Annotated in this window: 17 protein-coding genes; 5 read left to right on the top strand and 12 right to left on the bottom strand. The window is 60.3% G+C overall.

Annotated features, from left to right (window positions below):
- The first annotated feature begins 1 nt into the window (after window position 1).
- Window positions 2-778, top strand: a complete 777-nt coding sequence (locus ACP2AV_RS03610; RefSeq protein WP_426371282.1) for an SseB family protein — start codon at window positions 2-4, stop codon at window positions 776-778.
- Here the strand turns inward: ACP2AV_RS03610 and ACP2AV_RS03615 are convergent.
- The 7 genes from ACP2AV_RS03615 to ACP2AV_RS03645 all read right to left on the bottom strand — a co-directional run bounded on the left by ACP2AV_RS03615 (window position 775) and on the right by ACP2AV_RS03645 (window position 9,137).
- Window positions 775-1,704 carry a 2-hydroxyacid dehydrogenase gene (locus ACP2AV_RS03615; RefSeq protein WP_426371283.1) on the bottom strand — a complete coding sequence of 310 codons (930 nt, stop codon included), beginning with the start codon at window positions 1,702-1,704 and terminating at the stop codon, window positions 775-777. The two genes, ACP2AV_RS03610 and ACP2AV_RS03615, sit on opposite strands and share 4 nt — an antisense overlap.
- Window positions 1,701-2,849, bottom strand: a complete 1,149-nt coding sequence (gene rodA / locus ACP2AV_RS03620; RefSeq protein WP_426371284.1) for a rod shape-determining protein RodA — start codon at window positions 2,847-2,849, stop codon at window positions 1,701-1,703. Before rodA ends, ACP2AV_RS03615 begins: the two co-directional genes overlap by 4 nt.
- Window positions 2,846-4,765 carry a penicillin-binding protein 2 gene (gene mrdA, locus ACP2AV_RS03625; protein ID WP_426371285.1) on the bottom strand — a complete coding sequence of 640 codons (1,920 nt, stop codon included), beginning with the start codon at window positions 4,763-4,765 and terminating at the stop codon, window positions 2,846-2,848. Before mrdA ends, rodA begins: the two co-directional genes overlap by 4 nt.
- On the bottom strand, window positions 4,762-5,301 hold the full coding sequence (locus ACP2AV_RS03630; protein ID WP_426371286.1) for a rod shape-determining protein MreD: 540 nt from the start codon (window positions 5,299-5,301) through the stop codon (window positions 4,762-4,764). The genes mrdA and ACP2AV_RS03630 overlap by 4 nt, the downstream gene beginning before the upstream one ends.
- Window positions 5,294-6,184, bottom strand: coding sequence for a rod shape-determining protein MreC (gene mreC / locus ACP2AV_RS03635; RefSeq protein ID WP_426371287.1), 891 nt, complete (start codon window positions 6,182-6,184; stop codon window positions 5,294-5,296). The genes ACP2AV_RS03630 and mreC overlap by 8 nt, the downstream gene beginning before the upstream one ends.
- Window positions 6,185-6,217: 33 nt before the next feature.
- On the bottom strand, window positions 6,218-7,255 hold the full coding sequence (locus tag ACP2AV_RS03640) for a rod shape-determining protein (protein WP_426371288.1): 1,038 nt from the start codon (window positions 7,253-7,255) through the stop codon (window positions 6,218-6,220).
- Window positions 7,256-7,556: 301 nt separating this feature from the next.
- Entirely contained in the window at window positions 7,557-9,137 is a 1,581-nt protein-coding gene (locus tag ACP2AV_RS03645; RefSeq protein ID WP_426371289.1) for a 2-isopropylmalate synthase, read from the bottom strand.
- Between the two features lie 252 nt (window positions 9,138-9,389).
- Between ACP2AV_RS03645 and ACP2AV_RS03650 the strand changes: the two genes are divergently transcribed.
- A complete protein-coding gene (locus ACP2AV_RS03650; protein ID WP_426371290.1) occupies window positions 9,390-10,055 on the top strand; it encodes an SDR family NAD(P)-dependent oxidoreductase in 666 nt (221 codons plus the stop codon).
- 197 nt (window positions 10,056-10,252) lie between these two features.
- Here ACP2AV_RS03650 and ACP2AV_RS03655 read toward each other — a convergent pair whose 3' ends face one another.
- Window positions 10,253-10,888, bottom strand: a complete 636-nt coding sequence (locus tag ACP2AV_RS03655) for a thymidine kinase (protein WP_426371291.1) — start codon at window positions 10,886-10,888, stop codon at window positions 10,253-10,255.
- A gap of 372 nt (window positions 10,889-11,260) precedes the next feature.
- Here ACP2AV_RS03655 and ACP2AV_RS03660 point away from each other — a divergent pair, with 372 nt between their 5' ends.
- Complete coding sequence (locus ACP2AV_RS03660) at window positions 11,261-11,716, top strand: hypothetical protein (protein ID WP_426371361.1); 456 nt, start codon at window positions 11,261-11,263, stop codon at window positions 11,714-11,716.
- A gap of 4 nt (window positions 11,717-11,720) precedes the next feature.
- Here the strand turns inward: ACP2AV_RS03660 and ACP2AV_RS03665 are convergent, their stop codons facing one another.
- Window positions 11,721-12,839, bottom strand: a complete 1,119-nt coding sequence (locus ACP2AV_RS03665; RefSeq protein WP_426371292.1) for a HupE/UreJ family protein — start codon at window positions 12,837-12,839, stop codon at window positions 11,721-11,723.
- A gap of 28 nt (window positions 12,840-12,867) precedes the next feature.
- On the opposite strand from ACP2AV_RS03665, the gene ACP2AV_RS03670 reads away from it, so the two are divergent.
- The gene (locus tag ACP2AV_RS03670) at window positions 12,868-13,668 is read left to right on the top strand and encodes a DUF4198 domain-containing protein (RefSeq protein WP_426371293.1); all 801 of its coding nucleotides are present in this window, start codon (window positions 12,868-12,870) and stop codon (window positions 13,666-13,668) included.
- Here the strand turns inward: ACP2AV_RS03670 and ACP2AV_RS03675 are convergent.
- The 3 genes from ACP2AV_RS03675 to ACP2AV_RS03685 form a co-directional block, all read right to left on the bottom strand.
- Window positions 13,665-14,969 carry a DEAD/DEAH box helicase gene (locus ACP2AV_RS03675; RefSeq protein WP_426371294.1) on the bottom strand — a complete coding sequence of 435 codons (1,305 nt, stop codon included), beginning with the start codon at window positions 14,967-14,969 and terminating at the stop codon, window positions 13,665-13,667. The two genes, ACP2AV_RS03670 and ACP2AV_RS03675, sit on opposite strands and share 4 nt — an antisense overlap.
- 309 nt (window positions 14,970-15,278) lie before the next feature.
- Entirely contained in the window at window positions 15,279-18,554 is a 3,276-nt protein-coding gene (gene carB / locus ACP2AV_RS03680; protein WP_426371295.1) for a carbamoyl-phosphate synthase large subunit, read from the bottom strand.
- Window positions 18,555-18,744: 190 nt separating this feature from the next.
- Window positions 18,745-19,977, bottom strand: a complete 1,233-nt coding sequence (locus ACP2AV_RS03685; protein WP_426371362.1) for a class I SAM-dependent methyltransferase — start codon at window positions 19,975-19,977, stop codon at window positions 18,745-18,747.
- Between the two features lie 303 nt (window positions 19,978-20,280).
- Here ACP2AV_RS03685 and aspS point away from each other — a divergent pair, with 303 nt between their 5' ends.
- Window positions 20,281-22,059 (top strand): aspartate--tRNA ligase, encoded by a 1,779-nt coding sequence (gene aspS, locus ACP2AV_RS03690; protein ID WP_426371296.1) that lies wholly within the window; start codon window positions 20,281-20,283, stop codon window positions 22,057-22,059.
- Window positions 22,060-22,093: the final 34 nt, after the last annotated feature.

Here is a 22,093-nt window from a genome sequence, read left to right on the forward strand (position 1 = left end):
CGTGACCCAAACACCGATTGACGCCGCCTATGCCGCGATGTGCGCCGCACCCGACGATGATGCCGCCCGGTTGCGGTTTCACGAACGTCTGGCAGATGCCGAACTTTTTTTATTGCTGGATTCTGCGCCCGTGGGCGACCAGATCAGCCCCCGGTTGTTTCAGGTCGAAGGTGGGGCCGTGGCACTGGCGTTTGACCGCGAAGAACGTTTGGCTGACTTCGCGGGCGAGGTTGCCTATGTCGCGATGTCGGGCCGGGCTTTGGCAGGTATGATGGCGGGGCAATCTGTGGGGCTGGGTCTGAATTTCAACGCGCCATCCGAAACGCTGATCCCCGCGGAAACTCTGGACTGGTTGACCCGCACCCTGGGCAACACCCCGGCCGAAATCGAAGCCAAGCCGCAGGAACTGCACCCGCCTGCGAACCTGCCCGAAGCGCTTTTGCCGTCTTTGGATGCGAAGCTGGCCATGGCGGGTGGCTTGGCGCGAATGGCCTACCTGTCCGGCGTAACCTATGAAGGCGGGCGGACAGGGCATCTGCTGGGGTTTGTCGATGTGGTGCCGGGGGCCGAAGACAGCCTTGCTGCGCTGGTGGGTGAAGCGCTGACCTTTTCGGCCATCGATGCGGGCGAGCTGGACGTGGGGTTCTTTGCGCCGTCGCATCCAATCTGCGCCCAACTGGCCAAGGTCGCACTGCGTTTCGATCTGCCCAAACCCCAAGTCCCTGACGGCCCCGCCGCGCCGGGGACCGACCCCGACAAACCGCCGCGTCTGCGTTAGTAACCAGCGCGACGGTCAACCAGGCCAAGCAAGGGCGCACCGGCTTCGGCGCGCCGGATATTTTCGGCGATGAAGGCTGACGCAGTTTCCGGCCGGGTTTCCGATGCGATATGGGGCGTGACCGTGATGCGCTGGTGGCGCCAGAACGGATGGTCGTGCGGCAAAGGTTCGATGCGGAACGTATCCAGCGTCGCATGCGCCACGTTGCGCTCGAGCGCGGCCAGCAACGCATCGTCGTCGATAAGCGCCCCGCGTCCCGGGTTAATGACAACCGCCCCATCCGGAAGAAGCGGAAATGTGTCGCAATTCAGCGTGATTTCCGTTTCGGCCGTGTGCGGTAGCAGCAATACAAGGATCTCGGAGCGTTCCAAAATTTGTCGCAAACCGTCCTGCCCATCGTAGCAGGCGATCCCGTTCAGGCTTTTGGCGGAACGCGCCCAGCCCGCAACGTCAAACCCCAGCCCGGCCAAAGCAATGGCGCATGTTTGGCCAAGTGCACCCAGCCCGAGTATTCCGACACGTCGCTGACGGGCCAGCGGCGGGGCCTGGGGGCGCCAAAGATGGTGCGGGTTCACAATCTGCGCGTCCATCCCCAGATGGTGACGCAGCACGTGCCCGCAAACCCAATCACGCATTCCCAACGCAAGCCCTTCGTCGACCATGCGGGCCAGAGGCTGGGTCAGGCTGTTGTTGTCGATGATCGTTTCAACCCCGGCCCAGAGGCTGAGGACCGCTTTCGTCTGGGTGAAAGGCGTAAAATCGGTCAGCCCGGATTTGGGCGAATAGACGATGTAATCAACCGTTTCGGGGGTGGCGTCGCGCAAGACCGCCGCGTCAAGCCCGGCCCCGGCAAGCGCAATCGGCAATTGGTCACGATACGTCTGCCAATTGTCATCGGTTCCAGCGAAAAGAACGGTTAACGTCATGACTTGGCACGCGGGCGGTGAACGTGCGCCGACTGCACAAGCCCAAAGCCGATCATCAGGATCAACATGGCTGATCCGCCCCAACTGACCAACGGCAGCGGCACACCGACAACAGGTGCCATGCCCATCACCATCGACATGTTCACGGCAAAGAACAAAAAGAACGTGGTCGAAATTCCGATCGTCAGCAGGCTGCCGAACCGATCGCGGTTCGAAATGGCCGATGCGATGCAAAATGCCAGGATCAGCGCGTACAGGACCAGCAGCGATATTCCACCGACGAACCCGAACTCTTCGGCCAGCGTGGTGAAAATGAAGTCTGTGTGTTTTTCGGGAAGGAAGTTCAGGCGGCTCTGGGTGCCTTGCATGAACCCACGCCCGGTCCAGCCTCCCGATCCCAGGGCAATCTTTGACTGAGTGATGTGATACCCCGCCCCGAGAGGGTCAGACGAAGGGTCAAGAAACGTGTCGATCCGGCGATACTGGTAGTCTTTCAAGAGCTGCCACGGCGTCCCGCGCGAGGCGAACACCGCCGTGACCACACCCACGCCCATCGCCATGACCGCACCGAAATACAGCCAGCTGACGCCGGCAAGGAACATCACGATGCCCCCGCCCGTGACCAGCAGGATCGCAGTGCCCAGATCGGGTTGACGCAAAACAAGAAGAGTTGGAATCGCGATGACGATGATCGGCAAGATAACCCAAAGCGGTCGTGACACCTTGTTGACATCCAGCCAGTCGTAATAGGCGGCCAGCATCATGACCAAGGTAATCTTCATCAGTTCGGACGGCTGAAGCTGCATGAACCCGATGTCGATCCAGCGCTGCGCGCCCATCCCCACTGTCCCGAAAAACTCTACCGCCAACAGCAAGACGACCGACACAAGGTACCCGAGCGCGGCCATGTTGCGCCAGAACCAGATCGGAATCATGGCGATGATGAACATCATCGCCACGCCGATGCCGAACCGTTTCATTTGTGGCTCGGCCCATCGATCCATGCTGCCGCCCGCGACCGAATATAGCATGATGAACCCAACTGCGGCGACAGCCGTGATCAGCACCAGCAGCGCCCAATTGAAATGCAGGATCTTGCGCGGGCCGCTGGGAATGGTCTGGACGTTATATTCAAGATAACTCATGCGCGGTCCTGCACTTTGCCCGCCTGATCGAAGTTGCGCAGGTTCAGGTCTTTTTGCCGCGCTTCGATGGTGCCGCGCTGGCTGGCAGGATAGGCCGACAATGGGGGCAGCCCATCGTAAAGCGCCTGCAGGACAATGTCCCGCGCCACGGGCGCAGCCGCAGACGAGCCGCCGCCGCCGTGCTCGATGACCACCGAGCAAGCGACGTCGGGGGTGTCAAATGGGGCGAAGGCCACGAAAAGCCCGTGATCGCGTTGCTCCCATGGCACTTCCTTGTTGTTGACAATGACCGAACGGACCTGGCTGGTGCCGGTCTTGCCGGCCATCCGAAACCGGTCTTCGGCGATATGTGATCTGTAGGCCGTGCCGCGCCTGTCATTGGACACGGCGTACATGGCCCGGCGAACGGCGCGCAGGTGGTTTTCGTCGATGTCCAGCGGCGGGGCCTCGGGAACCGGTTGTTCAACGCCATCAACCGAGCGGACCAAACGTGGAACGACAGCGGTCCCGCTGGCGAGACGCGCCGCCATGACCGCCAACTGCAACGGAGAGGCCAGCACAAACCCTTGTCCGATCGAGGCATTCAGGCTGTCGCCAATCAGCCAGTCCTGCCCACGCCGGACCTGCTTCCATTCCTTGGTCGGCGCCAGCCCCGAGGCTACAGCGGACATCGGGATATCGAATTTTTCGCCAAGTCCGAATTTGCGCGCCATGGCGCTGATGCGTTCGATTCCAACGCGCTGTGCCATTTCGTAGTAATACACATCGCAGCTGTGTTTCAGGCTTCCGTTCAGATCGACCCAGCCGTGGCCCGCCCGTTTCCAGCAGTGGAACCGGCGCCCAGCGACAGTCGTATGGCCGGGGCAGTACACAGTTTCGCCCGTAGAAACCACACCAGCATCCAGCGCGGCCAGGGCTGTGATCATCTTGAACGTCGATCCGGGGGGATATGTGCCCTGAACTGATTTGTTTGCCAGTGGCCGGTATTTGTTTTCGGTCAGCTCGGCATAATCGGCGACGGAAATCCCGCGCACGAACTTGTTGGGATCAAATGAGGGGGTCGATCCCATCGCAAGAAGATCGCCATTGCGTGGGTTCATCACAACAGCGGCCGCGCTTTCGTTGGCCATGCGCTGTTGGACAAAGTTCTGGAGCGACGCATCGATCGTCAACTGGATATCCGCACCGGATGTGCCCGGTATGCGATCCAGCTCGCGCATGACCCGGCCCACCGCGTTCACCTCGATCCGGCGCGATCCCGCCGCGCCGCGCAGATCGGCTTCCAGTTTGGCTTCGACACCGACCTTGCCGATCTGGAATTTGGGAATTTGCAGTAGCGGGTCGGGGTTTTCGATCTTGGATAGATCATAGTCCGACACCGGGCCGACGTAGCCGACGATGTGGGCGAAATCTTCTTCGAACGGGTAATGCCGGGACAAGCCGACCTCGGGCGTGACGCCGGGCAGGGCGGGCGCGTTGACCGCGATTTCGGCGACATCTTCCCAGCTGAGCCGATCGGCGATGGTCACAGGGACGAAAGATGGCAGATTGCGCAATTCGCGCAAGATGCGTTCGTTTTCATCGTCAGATATGGGGACCAGCTTGCGCACGGCGGCCAGTGTCGTTTCGAAATCGCCGGCATCCTCGCGCACCATCGTGATGCGATAGTTCTGCGCGTTGTCGCCAATGATACGCCCTTTGCGATCATAGATCAGTCCGCGCGCGGGTGGGATAAGACGTATGTTGACGCGGTTTTCTTCGGCCAAAAGACGGTACTGGTCGGCCTGATCGACCTGAAGGTAGCGCATGCGCAGTGCGAGCCCCCCCATGAACGCCAGCTGCGAGGCGCCCAAGAGCAACGCACGTCTTGAAATCTGGCGCGTCGATCGGTCGGTATCCTTGCTGTTGCGCTTCATACACGGTGCCCTGTCGAATCCAATTCACCCGGCGCGATCTTGCTGACACCCAAAAGGCTCTGCGAGATCAGAACGACCAAAGGATATGTGACGATTGTGCCGATCAGTTGCATGACAGACAAGCCCAGCGAGGCTTGGTTCACGACGAAAATAGCTTGAATCAGACGGTTGGCGACCAGCAAACCGGTCATCACAGCTGCCACCATTGCCCACTCTACGGGGAAGGGCAGGTCACGTTGAAAGGGCTCGCGCGAGCGTAGGAACTCCAACCCCATGACGGCCAGCGCCGCCCATAAACCCGGCGGGCGAAGGAACAGCATGTCGGTCATCAACATGATGGCCGCGAACAAAAACACAGGGACATAATCCGGGCGCCGCAGGACCCAGGCATAGCCAAAGGCCAGAACCAGGTCTGGTGCAGGCCATCCGCCCGTTCCCACGCTGATTGGCAAAAGGTGGACAAAAACGATGACCATCGAAATGAACACCAGCATCAGACGGTAAACCCAGCGACGTGGCAGCAGAAAATCATCCATCCGGCATCTCGGCGGTCGTGGCGGGTTGCGGCGGCACAACCAAGGTTCCGGGATCGGTGATTGACTCACCCGTGTGGCGGCGCAGCACACGCAGAAAGTTCAACCGTTCATAGTCAGCCGCAAGGCGCGTGCGCAATCGTCGATCCGGCCCGAGCGCAACCTGACCGACAAGCAACCCCGCCGGAAACAGCCCCCCGTCGCCAGAGCTGACGACGCGGTCGCCGGGGCGGACCAGTTCGGGATTTTCGATGAACTCCAAGGGCGGCGCGGCGCTGTTGTCGCCCGACAACATGGCCCGTTGACCCGAAGGCTGGATTTGCACCGGAATATGGCTGTTGCTGTCTGTCAGCAGGATGACGCGGCTGGTGTTTTGCCCGACACCCGAAATGCGCCCGACCAGGCCGATTCCGTCCATCGTCGCCCAGCCGTCCACGATTCCATCGCGCGAGCCTACGTTCAACAAGACCGATTGCCGAAAGGGCGACCCATTGTCGGCCAGAACCACGCCGGTGACATAGGTCAATTTCGGATCCAGCCGGACATTATTCAGATCGAGCAGTTTGGCGTTCTTCTGCTCCAGCTGCAACGCGGCCTCTTTCCAGGCCTGCATCTGGCGCAGTTCGCGCCGCAGCTCCTGGTTTTGTTCATAAAGTTGGGTATAGCTTTGAAAGCCCTGCACCATGACAGCCAGTTTCGTTACGGGCACCAGCGCCCATTCGAAACTGGGTACGAAACGATCGACAAGATTGGCGCGGAAACGCTCGACGCGCGGGCTGTCGATACGCCACAAAACGAACATGCCCAGCAGGAACAGGACCAACAAGCCGACCAGAATCCGTCTGATCGGGCGAACGAAATCGTCGCTGCTGTGCCGTTCTGCCATATATGCCTCCGGGCTGCGCCGCCCTTGGGCGGATCAGCTTTCGTAATCTATGACATGCCGGAGTTGCTTTTCATACTCCAGTGCTTTGCCAGTCCCAAGCGCCACACAATTGAGTGACTCGTCCGCGACCGAGATCGCAAGGCCGGTTTGTTCGCGAAGCGCCAGGTCCAGATCACCCAAAAGGGCCCCCCCACCGGTCAGCATCACGCCGCGGTCCACGATATCAGCGGCCAGATCCGGCGGAGTGGCTTCCAGTGCGGTCATGACAGCTTCGCAGATCTGCTGGACAGGTTCGGCCAGTGCTTCGGCAACCTGCGCCTGGTTGATCTCGATTTCCTTGGGCACGCCGTTCAACAGATCGCGCCCGCGGATCTGCATTGATGCCCCGCGCCCGTCATCGGGCATCCGCGATGTGCCGATCGAAGTCTTGATCCGTTCTGCGGTGCTTTCGCCGATCAGCAGGTTCTGTTGGCGTCGCAAGTAACTGATGATGGATTCGTCCATCCGGTCACCGCCAACCCGCACCGAACGCGCATATACAATGTCGCCAAGCGACAAGACGGCCACTTCGGTGGTGCCGCCGCCGATATCGACCACCATGTTGCCGGTGGGATCGGTAATCGGCATACCTGCGCCGATAGCTGCGGCAATGGGCTCGGCGATCAGACCGGCCCGGCGGGCGCCGGCCGACAGAACCGACTGACGGATCGCCCGTTTTTCAACCGGGGTCGCGCCGTGGGGCACGCAGACGATGATCTTGGGTTTCGAAAAGGTCGTGCGCTTATGCACTTTGCGGATGAAGTGCTTGATCATCTCTTCGGCAGTGTCGAAATCGGCGATCACCCCCTCGCGCATGGGGCGTATGGCTTCGATACTGCCGGGGGTCCGACCCAACATCAGCTTGGCGTCTTCGCCCACAGCCAGAACCTGTTTTTTGCCATCTTTGACGTGATAGGCAACCACCGAGGGTTCATTCAGGATAACACCCTTGCCCTTTACGTAGACCAGCGTGTTCGCCGTGCCCAAGTCGATTGCCATGTCTGACGAAAACAAACCGCCCAGCCCCGCCATGTGTTTCTCGCTTTCCTAGCTAACTTGTCGCACAGAATCTGTACTGCCCATTCGAGGCGCTTATAGGGCGATGCTGGGTTTTGGGGAAGGGGCCAGAAACGGGTGCCCCGGATTGGGGCGGCGCCGTTGCACGGCCGCAGCAACAGGGTGCGCTACCGAAATGTCGGAAAAGTGCAACGCGGGCGCGTCAAACCCTGTCAAAACTATTCATATTGGTGGGATTTGTGCAAAATCCGGGGTGATACGGTGCCTTCAGTGCACCGGCGTTAAGGGCCCGCCCCAAAGGGCGGACCCCCGCGCATTACTGCCCGGCGTCGCGATAGCTGACGGTTTTTACATCGTCACCCGGTGCCGATTTTTCGCGCCGCACCAACAGCCGGTTCAGTGCATTGACATAGGCATTGGCGCTGGCGACGACCGTGTCTGTATCGCTGCTCTGGCCGGTCGCGATGCGCCCGTCTTCTTCCAGCCTCACGGAGACGGTGGCCTGCGCATCGGTGCCTTCGGTTACCGCGTGCACCTGATAAAGCTGCAGGCGCGCCGTCGTCGGGAAAATCTCTTTGATCGCCTTGAATGTCGCGTCAACTGGACCGTCGCCGGTGGTCTCGACGCTCTTCTCTGTCCCATCGACCACCATGGTCAGCGTTGCCGTTTGCGGCCCTTCGGTGCCGCAGACCACGCGCAGGGATTTCACTTGAATGCGATCGTTCTGTTCGTCGCCCGCAGCATCACGCATCAACGCGATCAGGTCGTCCTCGTAGACTTCCTTCTTGCGGTCCGCCAGAGCCTTGAACCGCACGAACACGTCCTTCAGCTGGTTGTCTCCCAATTCGTAGCCCAATTGGTTCAGCTTGTCGCGCAGCGCGGCGCGGCCCGAATGCTTGCCCAGTACCAGAGATGTCTCAGCCAGCCCCACATCCTTGGGGCGCATGATCTCAAACGTTTCGGCGTTCTTGAGCATCCCATCCTGGTGGATGCCGCTTTCGTGAGCGAACGCGTTCTTGCCGACGATAGCCTTGTTGAACTGCACCGGGAACCCGGACACCTGGCTGACACGGCGCGAGATGCCCATGATTTTGGTGGTGTCGATGCGGGTGTCATAGGGCATGATGTCGTGACGCACCTTGAGCGCCATGACGACTTCTTCCAGCGCTGTGTTGCCGGCCCTTTCGCCCAAGCCGTTGATCGTGCATTCGATCTGGCGCGCACCCGCTTCTACCGCGGCCAAGCTGTTGGCCGTCGCCATGCCCAGATCGTTGTGGCAGTGGGTCGAAAACACCACGTCGTCCGCGCCGGGTACTTTTTCGATCAGCATGCGGATCAGGTCTGCGCTTTCACGTGGGGCGGTATAGCCCACCGTGTCAGGAATGTTGATCGTTGTGGCGCCCGCCTTGATCGCGATTTCCACAACACGGCACAGGTAATCATGCTCGGTCCGTGTCGCGTCCATCGGCGACCATTGCACATTGTCGCACAGGTTGCGGGCGTGGCTGACCGTTTCGTGAATGCGATTGGCCATTTCGTCCATGGTCAGATTCGGGATCGCACGGTGCAGCGGCGAGGTTCCAATGAACGTGTGAATGCGCGGCCGCTCAGCGTGTTTCACGGCCTCCCATGCGCGGTCGATATCGGGCAACTGCGCACGCGCCAGCCCGCAGATCACGGAACGTTTCGAGCGTTGGGCGATCTCGGACACGGCCTGAAAGTCGCCTTCAGACGCAATCGGAAACCCGGCCTCGATGATATCGACGCCCATGTCGTCGAGCAATTCGGCGATTTCCAGTTTTTCGCTGTGGCTCATCGTAGCGCCGGGTGATTGTTCGCCGTCGCGCAGGGTGGTGTCGAAAATCAGGACGCGGTCCTGTTTGGTAGTGTCGGTCATCGGAATATCTCTCTTATGCCTTAGCGTGTGGGTTCCGGGCGCTGGTCACCTCCGAGCGGTCGCGCCCGCGGGCACGCTCAGAGGCTGCTAAGGAGAAGGAGACCATGCAGGGCAGGGCTGCGCAAAATGCGCGTCCGAGCGATATGTGGCTGCGTGGTCATAAGGCAGGGTTATAACGTGGATTTTGCGCCATGAAACCCCTTTTTTCGCCCTGCCAGTGAACCTGTACCGCATCAGGCGCGTAGTCTGGGTATGGAAACAGCTTTGATCATCGGCGCGTCAGGTGGAATTGGATCGGCGCTTGCTGAGGCTCTTGCGGCGCGCGGCGTTGCGGTGACCGGTGTGTCGCGCAGCGCGGATGGGCTGGATTTGACCGATCCGGGGGCGGCCCAGCAGATCTTGGGCGCATTGGAAGGGCCCTTCGATCTGGTCGTGACGGCGACGGGTGCGCTTGAAATAGACGGTGCCCTGCCAGAAAAATCGCTGGATGCGATAGAAGCGCCGGCGCTGTTGAACCAGTTTGCCATCAACGCCATTGGCCCCGCGCTTGCATTGCGCCATGCCTTGCGGCTTCTGCCACGGGATCGCCCGGCGGTGTGGGCCACGCTGACGGCCCGTGTCGGCAGCATCGGCGACAATCGGCTGGGCGGATGGTACGGGTATCGTGCGGCCAAGGCTGCGGCGAACCAGATCGTGCGTACCGCATCTATCGAAATCGCCCGCACGCATCCGCAGGCCGCCGTGGTGGCGCTGCACCCCGGCACCGTGGCTACGACGTTCACCGAAAAATACCAGGGTCGGCATCCGGCGGTTTCCCCGGACGAGGCGGCAGAAAATCTATTGGCAGTCATCGGCCGGCTGAGCGCGTCGGATACCGGCAAGTTTTTTGACTGGGCGGGCAAAAACGTGCCCTGGTGACGCCGCCGATCCTGTGATCACCGAATTCCCCACGTTTCTACATTTCTCCAGGAGCGCCAGCAGGGCGCAAGCCCGCCCGAAAAGCCTGCCAAATTGGTAGTGTCTGCACTGTGATCGCGGGTGGTTCAATGCCAACCACCGGATGGGGCCGATCTATGGAAATCGGGTCTGGGCAGAGGCGGGCATGCGGAAAACCTTCACTGCCGACGCGTGCCGGTTTCTTGATCGGATGGCGCAGAGCATGACGGAATGGTGCGGTCGCCAACAGCTTCACGCCAATGTCGCCGGCAGAGCGACACGTAGCGCTCGTTGCCGCCGATTTCGACCTGCGCGCCTTCGGTCAAGACGTTCCCGTCTGCATCCTGGCGCACAACCATCGTCGCCTTCTTGCCGCAATGACAGATCGTTCTTGCTTCGCGCATTTCATCAGCCAGGGCCAAAAGAGCAGCCGATCCCGGGAACAGATTTCCCTGAAAATCCAACCGCAACCCATAACACATGACCGGTATCCCCAAATCATCCACGACGCGGGCCAATTGCCAGACCTGATCATGGCTCAGGAATTGGGCTTCGTCGAAAAATACGCATGCCACGGGTGCCTGATCCAACCGCGCGCTTATTTTCGCGAACAAATCCTCGTCCGGGGCAAACTTGTCGGCAGCCGCTGAAATACCAATGCGTGATGCGATCTGCCCCGGCCCCGCACGATCATCCAACTGCGCGGTGACCAGATAGGTCTGCATCCCGCGTTCGTTGTAATTGTGGGCCGCCTGCAAAAGCATTGTCGATTTGCCGGCGTTCATGGTCGAGTAATTGAAATATAGCTTGGCCATGATGGGATCTATCCCGCTGGGGCGTCCCAAATCAACCGGCGCGATGGCGCGGTCTGTGGCAGCGCGATTGGTAGGGGGGGCGTGACAGACCATTTGATGTGTTCAGCAGGGCGGGAACTGCCCTTGGGATGAAGCCGAACACCATTCTCAAGCGCCACAAAAGCCCGATTGATGCGGTTGGAGGCATCGCTCTCTTTTTAACAAGACCCCTACAAAATACCGACGCTGGGGACGTCGGACACTCGCTACGCCACGAAATCGCGTGGCACTTTATGAATGACAAACTTTCGCTTTACTATTAATGGGAAAGGACCGGGTATTTTCCCCGTCGAAGTTGACGGCGCGGAAAGAAAACAAGGGATGAGCGCTATTATGGCTGGTATTGGCAGCTATCTGAAAAAGCATACCGAAGCACTGGTCAAGGATGTGGGTCTGGAAGCTGCATGCGAGGTGACAGGCAAATCCAAGGCGACGCTTGGGCGGTATTATTCGGATTCGGATGATCATTCGGATCGCTTTATGCCGATCGACGCCGTGGCACTGCTGGAAAAGGTCGCCCGCTACCCGCACGTCACGGCTGCGTTGTCCGAATTGTCCGGCACCACGCTGTCCTATGACAAGACTCATAAGAATTCCACCGAAGGCGGTGTGAATTCGGATGTGGTCGCGCTGTCGCAGCGTTTTGCGATGCTGATGGCCGAATACAGCCAATCAATTGAAGACGGGATCATCACGATCAACGAGGCCAAGCGCCTTTTGCGCGAAACGTCCGAGCTTCAACAGGTGCTGATTTCAATGAAGCTGCACCTTGAAGAAGAGGCGACCTGAGCGCTTATAGGAACACGCGTTCCACGAACCACCACGCACCGACCACGGCAATCGCACCCGAAGCAGGGTTCGAAATATAGGTGCGATACCACGGTTTTCGTGCGGCCCAACCGACCAGCAACAGGGCGGCCAGAATCACGGCCAGTTGGCCCAGTTCAACCCCGATATTGAAGCCGATCAACCCGGTGACCAGGCTGCTGCTGTCCAGACCAATTTCGGTCAGGACGCTGGCAAAGCCCAGACCATGCAACAGTCCGAACGTGAACACGTTCGCGGTGCGCCACGGCGTCATCCGGGTGAACAAAATGTTTTCAACAGCGACAAAGACGATTGATGCGGCGATCAGCGGCTCGACGATTGCCGGGTTGACGCGGACGATCCCGGTGATCGCAAGTGCCAGCGTGGCGGTGTGCGCCAGGGTAAAGGCCGTGACCTGGTAAAGAAGCGGGCGCAGCCTGACGGCAAACAAAAACAGCCCCAACACAAACAGGATGTGATCCAGCCCTTTCGGGATGATATGTTCGAAACCTAGAACGACATAGCGGGCAAACACCTGGTGCCAGGGTTTTGCGGCGATCCCGTCACGCGGCATGGGCGCGCTTATGGCGCCGTTTGTCAGATACTCGGAATATTCCTGACTGCCGGAAACCTGCCGTACGATAAGCGGCCCGTTTTGTGCGTCCCAGCCAAATCGAACCGGGGTCCCGTCGTCCGGCAAATCTGCGCGCAAGGTTATTCGGCTGTCGCGCGGTACATCCTTATCGATGCCATCGGGAATGATGCTCGCGACCAGTTGTGGCGCCAGCTCAGTCTGGCCCGCCATCAGCGTCAGTGTGGATGCAATGCGCGGGAACTCTTGTACCAACGCATCGCGCAGCGCCTCAGGCGGTTGGGCGCGCAAGGCATCGTACCGCGCGGCCCCGTTCGCGGCATCGGTATTGACAACGCCCCGCAAATCAATGCCCGCGACCAGCGTTTCCAACGCCAGGTCCAGTTCGATCACAAGCTGATCTGCAGTGACGGATATATCGGCTACGGCCGGGCGTACCTCGTGGGCGCGCGCGCTGGGCGCCGCAATCAGGGCAAAGGCCAGCATACTTGACAGGACCAACACACGGGCCACATCTTTTATTGTTATAGCAGGACCCGCCATGCGCAAGTTGCCCCCCTTCACGCTCGTATTTTTGCTACTTAGCGCGCGGATCGTCGCTGCCCACGAATTCTGGATATCGCCTGAGCGGTATCTGATACCACAACACAAGATGATCGTGGCGGCGCTGCGCGTCGGCGAAGACTTCAAGGGCCCCAGTTTTGCCTATCTGCCGCCGCAAACCGCACGGTTCGATTTGGTCCAAGGGGATCGCGCCGTCCCGGTCACGTCCCGAATTGGGGACCGGCCCGCGTTGAATCAGGGCGTCGATAGACCGGGGCTGTGGATCGTGGTGCACGAAACCGCGGATCATCGTCTGCGCTACACTGATCCCCAAAAGTTCCGGAATTTTGCAAATCACAAGGGGTTCCCAGCGGTCTTGCAACAGCACAAGGACCGCGGCTTGCCCGACGACGGGTTTGTCGAACTTTACCGTCGTTACGCCAAGGCGTTGGTCGCGGTGGGTGACGGGGCAGGTGCCGACCGCCGTGTGGGCCTGCGCACCGAAATTGTTGCAGGGTTGAATCCCTATATCGACGATCTGACGAATGGCTTCCCCGTACAGGTGATCCTGGACAAAGCTGCGCGCGCCGACGCGCAAATCGAGGTGTTCGGACGCAGCGTCGGCAAGGTCACCGTCGAAACCTACCGCACAGATGCGAACGGGCGCGCCGTGATCACGGTCGCGCCCGATACAGAATATCTGGTCAATGCGGTCAAAATGCTGCCGCTTGAACCGCACGCGCCCGAAGACCCGGTCTGGATGAGCCTCTGGGCCTCGTTGACGTTTAAAACGCCTTAGGCTGCGGTCTTCGCGCGGCGAGGGCGGCGTTGCTTGCCACCGCCGGGTTTGCCTTGCGACTGGCCTTGCGGCTTGCGTTGACCGTTTGGTTTCCCGTGACCGCCGGACTTGGCGCCGTTGAACCGACGACGTCCACCGCCTTTGCGCGGGGCATCTGCGATTTCGGCCCCTTCTGGCGGGCGGCCTGAAGCCACGGTGATCTTGATGCCCATCACCTTTTCGATGGCTTTCAATTCGCCGTACTCGCTGGCGGCGCACAACGCTACGGCCTGGCCTTCGCGACCCGCGCGTGCCGTGCGACCGATCCGGTGCACGTAGTTTTCCGGTACGTTCGGCAGTTCATAGTTATAGACGAACTGCACGCCGGGAATGTCGATGCCCCGCGCAGCCACATCCGTGGCCACCAGGACGTTGATTTTCCCGTCGCGGAAGGCTTTGAGCGCGCGTTCGCGCTGGCCTTGCGACTTGTTGCCGTGGATCGCAGCGGCGTCAATTCCGGCGGCGACCAGGTTTTTGGTCAACCGATCGGCGCCGTGCTTGGTGCGGCAAAAGACAAGTGACATCTCTTGACGGTGGCCAGCGATATGTTCGACCAGCTTGTCGGTCTTGCCCGCTTGCGGCACGAAATGCACTTCTTGTGTCACCTTGTCGGCGGCCTTGCCCGGAGGGCTGACTTCGATACGCACCGGGTTGGTCAGGTAGGCCCCTGCGATTTCAGACATCTGTTTGTTCATCGTGGCCGAAAACAGCATCGTCTGGCGTTCATCGGCCAGCATCGGCACCAGTTGGCGCAGCGCATGGATAAAGCCCATGTCCAGCATCTGGTCGGCTTCGTCCAGAACCAGGAACGTCGTTTCGTCCAGGCTGACCGCGCGCCGTTCGATCAGGTCAATCAGGCGGCCGGGGGTGGCAACAAGGATATCAGCCCCGCGCTCAAGGCGTTTGACCTGCGCGTTGATAGACGCGCCGCCGACCACCTTGGTCACCTTCAGATGGGTGCCCTTGGTGAAGGGGTACAGGTTGTCGGCGATCTGGTTCACCAGTTCGCGCGTCGGGGCCAGCACCAATGCGCGAACCTTGCGCGGCTGTGGCTTTTCACCGGCGGCGATCGCCTGGTGCAAGAGCGGCAAGCCAAAGGCCAGCGTTTTGCCTGTTCCGGTCTGGGCCAGACCCATCACGTCATGGCCATTCATCACTTCGGGGATGGCGCGCGCCTGGATGGGGGTAGGGGCGTTGATGCCCAGCTCTTCAAGCGTAGTCAGGATGCGCGGCTTGAGGCCGAGCATGGAAAAATCAGTCATATTAATCCTTCGTGGGGTCGTCCCACGCGAATGAGCGCCCGGTGCGGGCGCTGCAGGTTGGTCGCGGAATAGGTCTCCGAACCGCGCCACATGCGCTGTCCGTCATTCCGCCGGACCCCTCGCGTGAAAATGGGAACCTCTGTGGGCATTGTCGCCCGATCATCGCCGCCGGGCGCGCTTCGGCGCGGCTGCTCACGCGGCAGCTCTGGGCGGTCGATGGGTGGCAAATGGGGTATCGCCGCCCATAAGTCAAGCAAAAGACGACGTCGGATAAACGCCGTTCTTTCAAGTGGCCTGGGAACAAGTGGGCTAGGACACGTCGCTCTGCAGGGCCATGACCTCTAATTCGCCTTCACTGCGCGATTTCATGGCCAGCGCTGCGGCATGGGCCGCGGCGGCCGTCGTGAAGTAGGGGATTTTGTCATAGAGCGCGACCGAGCGGATTTCACGGCTGTCTTCAACCGCTTGCGTGCCCTCGGTCGTGTTGAGAACCAGTGCGATGGCACCATCCTTGAGCATATCGACGATGTTCGGGCGGCCTTCGTAGACCTTGTTCACCACGGTGCTTTCAACGCCATTATCCGACAGGAACGCTCCGGTCCCCCGTGTGGTGATCAGCTTGAACCCCAGATCGGCCAAGGTGCGCGCAGTATCAACCATCTTGGCCGTCTTGTCGTAGTCCTTGATCGACATAAAGACCTTGCCCTTGCTGGGCAAAACCGTCCCTGCACCCAACTGGGCCTTCAGGAAGGCACGTTCAAAGGTCTTGTCCGCACCCATCACCTCGCCGGTAGAACGCATTTCCGGCCCCAATATCGTGTCGACACCGGGGAAACGGGCAAACGGCAGCACCGCTTCCTTGACCGCGAACGTGTCGATGTTCGGGTCGACCAGGTCAAATTCGGACAGCTTTTCGCCCGCCATGACCCGCGCCGCGATCGACGCGATCGGCGAGCGGACGGCCTTGGCCACAAAGGGCACGGTGCGCGAGGCGCGCGGGTTCACTTCGATCAAGTAGACCTCGTTATCCTTGACCGCGTATTGCACGTTCATCAATCCCACAACGTTCAGCGCCAGCGCCAGCGCACGGGTCTGTTCGCGCAGGGTGTCTATGATGTCGGCGTCCAGCGAATACGGCGGCAAAGAGCAGGCGCTGTCGCCTGAGTGCACGCCCGCCTCTTCGATGTGTTGCATGATGCCGGCCACATGAACGTCGGTTCCGTCGCTCAGGGCATCCACGTCGATTTCGATCGCACCAGACAGGTAACTGTCCAAAAGCACGGGGCTGTCGCCCGACACCACGACGGCATCGCGGATGTAGCGTTTCAACCCGTCCATGTCGCGCACGATTTCCATTGCGCGGCCACCCAGCACGTAGGACGGCCGGATCACCAGCGGAAAGCCAATATCCGCCGCGATTTCAATGGCCTCGGCGTCTGAATGGGCGATGCCGTTCTTGGGCTGCTTGAGGTCCAGGCGATTGACCAGATCCTGGAACCGCTCGCGGTCTTCGGCCAGGTCGATCGCGTCGGGCGTGGTGCCCAGGATCGGGATGCCTTCCGCTTCAAGCGCATTGGCAAGTTTCAGCGGCGTTTGCCCGCCGAACTGCACGATCACGCCATGCAGCGTACCGGCCTCTTGTTCAACGCGCAGGATTTCCATGACGTGTTCGAATGTCAGCGGTTCAAAATACAGCCGGTCCGAGGTGTCATAGTCTGTGCTGACAGTCTCGGGGTTGCAGTTGACCATGATCGTTTCATAGCCTTGTTCGGTCAGCGCGAAACAGGCGTGACAGCAACAATAGTCAAATTCGATCCCTTGCCCGATCCGGTTCGGCCCGCCGCCCAGAATGACCACCTTTTTGCGGTCGGACGGCCGCGCTTCGCATTCCACGTCGCCCATCGCGGGGGCCTCGTAGGTGGAATACATGTAAGGGGTCTGTGCTTCGAATTCGGCCGCACATGTGTCGATCCGCTTGAATACGGCATCGACGCCCAGATTGCGCCGCGCGCGGCGCACGTTCGCTTCGTCTCTGCCGGTCAGCTTGGCCAGCCGCGCATCGGTGAACCCCATCATCTTGAGCTTGCGCAGCCCGTCCTCGGACATCGGAAGGCCGTTCCTGCGCACAACGTCTTCCATCTCGACGATCTCGCGGATACGGGCCAGGAACCAGGGGTCGTACTTGGTGGCGTCAAAGATTTCGTCATCGCTCAGCCCATGGCGCATTGCCTGCGCGATGGTCCGCATCCGGTCCGGGGTGGCCTTTGACAGCGCCTTGATCACGGCCGACTTTTCTGGCGCGCCTTCTATTTCCACCTCATCGAACCCGGTCAGCCCGGTTTCCATCGACGTCAGAGCCTTCTGCACGCTTTCGTGGAACGTGCGGCCGATCGACATCGCCTCGCCCACGGATTTCATCGCCGTTGTCAGCTCGGGCTTTGACCCGGGGAATTTTTCAAAGGCAAAGCGCGGGATCTTGGTGACGACATAATCGATGGTCGGCTCGAAGGACGCAGGTGTGACCTTGGTGATGTCATTGTCCAGCTCGTCCAGCGTATAGCCGACGGCCAGTTTGGCCGCGATCTTGGCGATGGGAAACCCCGTGGCCTTCGACGCCAGCGCCGAGGACCGCGACACCCGTGGGTTCATCTCGATCACCACCATGCGCCCGTCCTCGGGGTTTACCGCCCACTGGACGTTCGACCCACCGGTTTCAACGCCGATCTCGCGCAGGACGTTGATGCTGTGGGTGCGCATCAACTGGTATTCCTTGTCCGTTAGCGTCAGGGCCGGGGCCACGGTGATACTGTCGCCCGTATGTACCCCCATAGGATCGACGTTTTCGATCGAACAGACGATGATCGCGTTGTCCGCCTTGTCGCGGACGACCTCCATTTCGAATTCTTTCCAGCCCAACAGGCTTTCGTCGATCAGGATCTGGCTGACGGGCGACGCTTCGAGCCCGCTGCGGCAGTAAAATTCGTAATCGTCCCGATTGTATGCCACGCCCCCGCCTGTACCACCAAGCGTGAAAGCGGGCCGGATGATCGCAGGCAGGCCGATCTCGTCCAGTGCCGCCAGCGCCTCGGACACACCGGCTTGAATATCGAAACTACCGTCTTCCCGCTTGGGGCTGGACACGATGGTGGCCTTGGGGTTTTCGATTCCCAGGCGGTCCATGGCCTCGCGGAACAGTTTGCGGTCTTCGGCCATCTCGATGGCTTCGCGCTTGGCGCCGATCAGTTCGATCCCGTGTTCGTCCAGCACACCCATATCGGCCAGGGCCAGCGCCGTGTTCAGAGCGGTCTGCCCGCCCATGGTTGGCAGCAGTGCGTCGGGCTTTTCCTTTGCGATGATCTTGGCCACGATCTCGGGCGTGATCGGCTCGATATATGTCGCATCCGCCATGCCCGGGTCGGTCATGATGGTGGCCGGGTTCGAATTGACCAGGATGACGCGATACCCTTCTTCGCGCAGCGCCTTGCATGCTTGCGCGCCGGAATAGTCGAACTCGCAGGCCTGGCCGATGATGATCGGGCCTGCCCCAATGATCATGATCGAAGAGATGTCTGTTCTTTTCGGCATGCCAGCGAGTCCCCATGTTGCGCAAATTGTCCGGGTTTATAGACATGCCGCGCCGGTGCGCAAGAGGGTCGGGGCAACTATTCCAAGCGCCGCCGCTTGCCCCCGCGTTCCACATTCTTTTTCTCAAAATTTTCCTGGCGAGCGCGAGGGGTAGCGCCCGTCGCCTAGACGCCGCCGATGGGCAGCGACATCACTCGGCAGCCAGCTTTCGGTCCTGCTCGACTGTCTGCGTGTACATATAGTCGCGCGTCAACGGCACCGCGTCCTGGCGCCGGGTTAACTGGAATTGGAATACGACTTGCCGGTTGTGCCGGAACGTCAGCTCTGATGCCAGAAGGTAATACCGCCACATCCGGGTAAAGCGCGCGTCATAAATCGCCTCGGCCCTGTCGATATTGGCCATGAACCGATCATACCACCGCGCCAGAGTTTCTGCATAATGCAGCCGCCAGACTTCAATATCCGTCGCGATCAGGCCCTCTTTTTCGACGGCTTGCATGGTTTCGGACATGGCCGGGCAATAGCCACCGGGGAAAATGTACTTGTTTATCCAAGGCGAGGTGACCCCCGGTGGGGACGCACGCCCGATCGTGTGAATCAGGGCCACGCCGTCTTCTGCCAGCATATCATGGACGTTGCGGAAGTATTGGCGATAGTGCGGCACGCCGACGTGCTCGAACATGCCGACCGAAACGATGCGGTCAAAGCGTTCCGTCAGGTTCCGGTAGTCGGTCAGGCGAAAGTCGACGCGATCATCCAGCCCGGCCTCTTTGGCGCGGCGCACGGCATAGGCGTGCTGTTCGCGCGACAATGTCACGCCAACCACTTCGGCGCCGTAGTCGCGCGCCAGTGTCAGGGCCATTCCGCCCCATCCGCAGCCGATATCCAGAACCCGCATACCCGGTTCGATCCGCAGCTTGCGCGCTATGTGTTGCTTTTTTGCGGCCTGCGCGTCTTCCAAGGTTAGATCCGGGCGCCTGAAGTAGGCGCAGGAATACTGGCGATCCTCGTCCAGAAAAAGATCATAGAGCTCTTCAGACAGGTCATAGTGGTGGGCGACGTTTTGTTGCGCCTTTCCGACTGGATTGTACTGCGCCAGAAACCGCGCGCCGTGGTGAAGGGCCTGCAAAGGGCGTTGAAACCAAGGCGTGGGCGCATCGGCAATGCTCTTGATCACCAGGCTCAGAAAACCGCGCAGATCATCGCCTTCGATCGTAAAGTCGCCGTTCATGTACCCTTCTCCGAGGGTCATGTCGGGGGCCAGGACCATACCGCGCAGCATGGACGGATCATGCATGGTTACGCTGATCGCCTCGCCCTGACCATCGCCGTAGCGGCGCTTGCGCCCACCGGGCGGGGTTACATCAAGGCTGCCGTGCCGGATCAGTGTTCGGCACATTCGATCGAAAAGCTCTTCCCACATTTTCACCCCCTGTTTCATCCCCCTGTCCGGACCTATGCCGGTCAAAATGATGACCCCGTGTGCTCAGACCAAACTGCGCGTATGGCCACCCTTTTTTTGCCGACCCACACAGCGTGATGCTGTGGAAATACTAGCTTCGTTAAACTTTCTGGCAATCCCTTTGGGAAAATCTGGCGCTGGGCTGGCGCCGATTTGCCCGCCAAATGAGCAGCGAGGCTGGATTTGTCCCCTGCCGGACTTGACTCCGCGCGCCCAAACCGTTGTATCGGCGCCTGATCTGACACGCGCCCGAAGGGACAGACCATGCACGCCTACCGCAGCCATACCTGCGCCGAACTCAACGCCTCGAACGTGGGCGAGACTGTCCGCTTGTCTGGCTGGGTGCACCGCATCCGTGACCACGGCGGCGTACTGTTCATCGATTTGCGTGACCACTACGGTATCACTCAGGTCTTGTGCGATCCCGACAGCCCGGTGTTTTCCGAGGTCGAAAAGGTTCGCAGCGAATGGTGCATTCGTATCGACGGCAACGTCAAAGCGCGCGATGAAAGCCTGATCAACGCCAAGATCCCGACTGGCGAAGTGGAAGTGTTCATCCGTGACATCGAAGTGTTGAGCCGCTCTGACGAACTGCCTCTGATCGTCTTCGGTGATCAGGAATATCCCGAGGAAACGCGCCTGCGCTATCGCTATCTTGATCTGCGGCGCGAGGCCATGCAAGATAACATGAAGCTGCGCAGCGATGTTGTGGCCTCGATGCGCCGTCGGATGTGGGATCGCGGCTTTCGCGAATACCAGACGCCGATCATCACCGCGTCCAGCCCCGAAGGCGCCCGCGACTTCTTGGTGCCTTCGCGCCTGCATCCGGGCAAGTTCTATGCTCTGCCTCAGGCCCCGCAGCTGTTCAAGCAGCTGATCATGGTGTCGGGATATGACAAATATTTTCAGATCGCGCCGTGTTTCCGCGACGAAGACCCGCGTGCCGACCGCTCGCCGACCGACTTCTACCAGTTGGACCTGGAAATGTCTTTTGTTGAACAGCAGGACGTGTTCGACACGATCCAACCCGTGCTGGCCGGCATTTTCGAAGAGTTCGGCGGCGGGGCCAAGGTCGATCAGGACTGGCCACAGATTTCCTACAAGGACGCGGCGCTTTGGTATGGCACGGACAAGCCCGACCTGCGCAACCCGATCAAGATGCAAGTCGTGTCCGAGCATTTCCGCGGTTCGGGCTTTGCGATCTTTGCCAAGCTTCTTGAACAAGAGGGGACCGAAATTCGTGCCATTCCCGCGCCCAAGGGTGGTAGCCGCAAGTTCTGCGACCGGATGAACAAGTTCGCGCAGCAAGAAGGTTTGCCCGGCATGGGCTACATCTTCTGGCGCGACCAGGGCGAGGGCATGGAAGCTGCCGGCCCGCTGGCCAAGAACATCGGACCCGAGCGCACCGAGGCGATCCGCCAGCAACTGGGCCTGGGCGTGGGCGATGCGGCTTTCTTCCTCGGCGGCAAACCCGAGGCGTTTCAAACCGTTGCCGGCAAGGCCCGTACGGTTATCGGCGACGAATTGGGTCTGACCGAACAGAACCGGTTTGCTTTTGCTTGGATTGTCGATTTCCCGATCTACGAGAAAGACGACGAAACCGGCGAGATCGACTTTGAACACAACCCGTTTTCCATGCCGCAAGGCGGGCTCGAGGCGCTGAACGGCGATCCTTTGGCCGTCAAGGGCTATCAGTACGACCTGGCATGCAACGGCTATGAACTGGTGTCGGGCGCCATCCGGAACCACCGCCCGGACATCATGCTGCGCGCTTTCGAGATCGCAGGTTATGGCGAGGATGAGGTCAAGAAGCGTTTCGGCGGGTTGTTCACCGCGTTTCAGTACGGCGCACCGCCGCACGGGGGTTGCGCAGCGGGTATCGACCGTATCGTGATGCTTCTGGCGGACGAAGCAAATATCCGCGAAGTCATCATGTTCCCAATGAACCAGCGTGCTGAAGACCTGATGATGGATGCGCCGAGCGAGCCAACAAATGAGCAGTTGCGTGAACTGAGACTGCGCGTGTTGCCGCCCGAAGATTGAGGCCACCCGACTGGTCACCGCCCCCCTGCCGCCA

It is taken from the genome of Aliiroseovarius sp. PTFE2010 (assembly GCF_049943335.1).
Classification (GTDB): Bacteria; Pseudomonadota; Alphaproteobacteria; order Rhodobacterales; family Rhodobacteraceae; genus JBNFVY01.

Bases quoted from the DNA above. Each gene is read 5' to 3' on its own strand.
- ACP2AV_RS03615 (WP_426371283.1), bottom strand. From the start codon at position 1,704: ATGACGTTAACCGTTCTTTTCGCTGGAACCGATGACAATTGGCAGACG.
- rodA (WP_426371284.1), bottom strand. From the start codon at position 2,849: ATGAGTTATCTTGAATATAACGTCCAGACCATTCCCAGCGGCCCGCGC.
- mrdA (WP_426371285.1), bottom strand. From the start codon at position 4,765: ATGAAGCGCAACAGCAAGGATACCGACCGATCGACGCGCCAGATTTCA.
- ACP2AV_RS03630 (WP_426371286.1), bottom strand. From the start codon at position 5,301: ATGGATGATTTTCTGCTGCCACGTCGCTGGGTTTACCGTCTGATGCTG.
- mreC (WP_426371287.1), bottom strand. From the start codon at position 6,184: ATGGCAGAACGGCACAGCAGCGACGATTTCGTTCGCCCGATCAGACGG.
- ACP2AV_RS03640 (WP_426371288.1), bottom strand. From the start codon at position 7,255: ATGGCGGGGCTGGGCGGTTTGTTTTCGTCAGACATGGCAATCGACTTG.
- ACP2AV_RS03645 (WP_426371289.1), bottom strand. From the start codon at position 9,137: ATGACCGACACTACCAAACAGGACCGCGTCCTGATTTTCGACACCACC.
- ACP2AV_RS03650 (WP_426371290.1), top strand. From the start codon at position 9,390: ATGGAAACAGCTTTGATCATCGGCGCGTCAGGTGGAATTGGATCGGCG.
- ACP2AV_RS03655 (WP_426371291.1), bottom strand. From the start codon at position 10,888: ATGGCCAAGCTATATTTCAATTACTCGACCATGAACGCCGGCAAATCG.
- ACP2AV_RS03660 (WP_426371361.1), top strand. From the start codon at position 11,261: ATGGCTGGTATTGGCAGCTATCTGAAAAAGCATACCGAAGCACTGGTC.
- ACP2AV_RS03670 (WP_426371293.1), top strand. From the start codon at position 12,868: ATGCGCAAGTTGCCCCCCTTCACGCTCGTATTTTTGCTACTTAGCGCG.
- ACP2AV_RS03675 (WP_426371294.1), bottom strand. From the start codon at position 14,969: ATGACTGATTTTTCCATGCTCGGCCTCAAGCCGCGCATCCTGACTACG.
- carB (WP_426371295.1), bottom strand. From the start codon at position 18,554: ATGCCGAAAAGAACAGACATCTCTTCGATCATGATCATTGGGGCAGGC.
- ACP2AV_RS03685 (WP_426371362.1), bottom strand. From the start codon at position 19,977: ATGTGGGAAGAGCTTTTCGATCGAATGTGCCGAACACTGATCCGGCAC.
- aspS (WP_426371296.1), top strand. From the start codon at position 20,281: ATGCACGCCTACCGCAGCCATACCTGCGCCGAACTCAACGCCTCGAAC.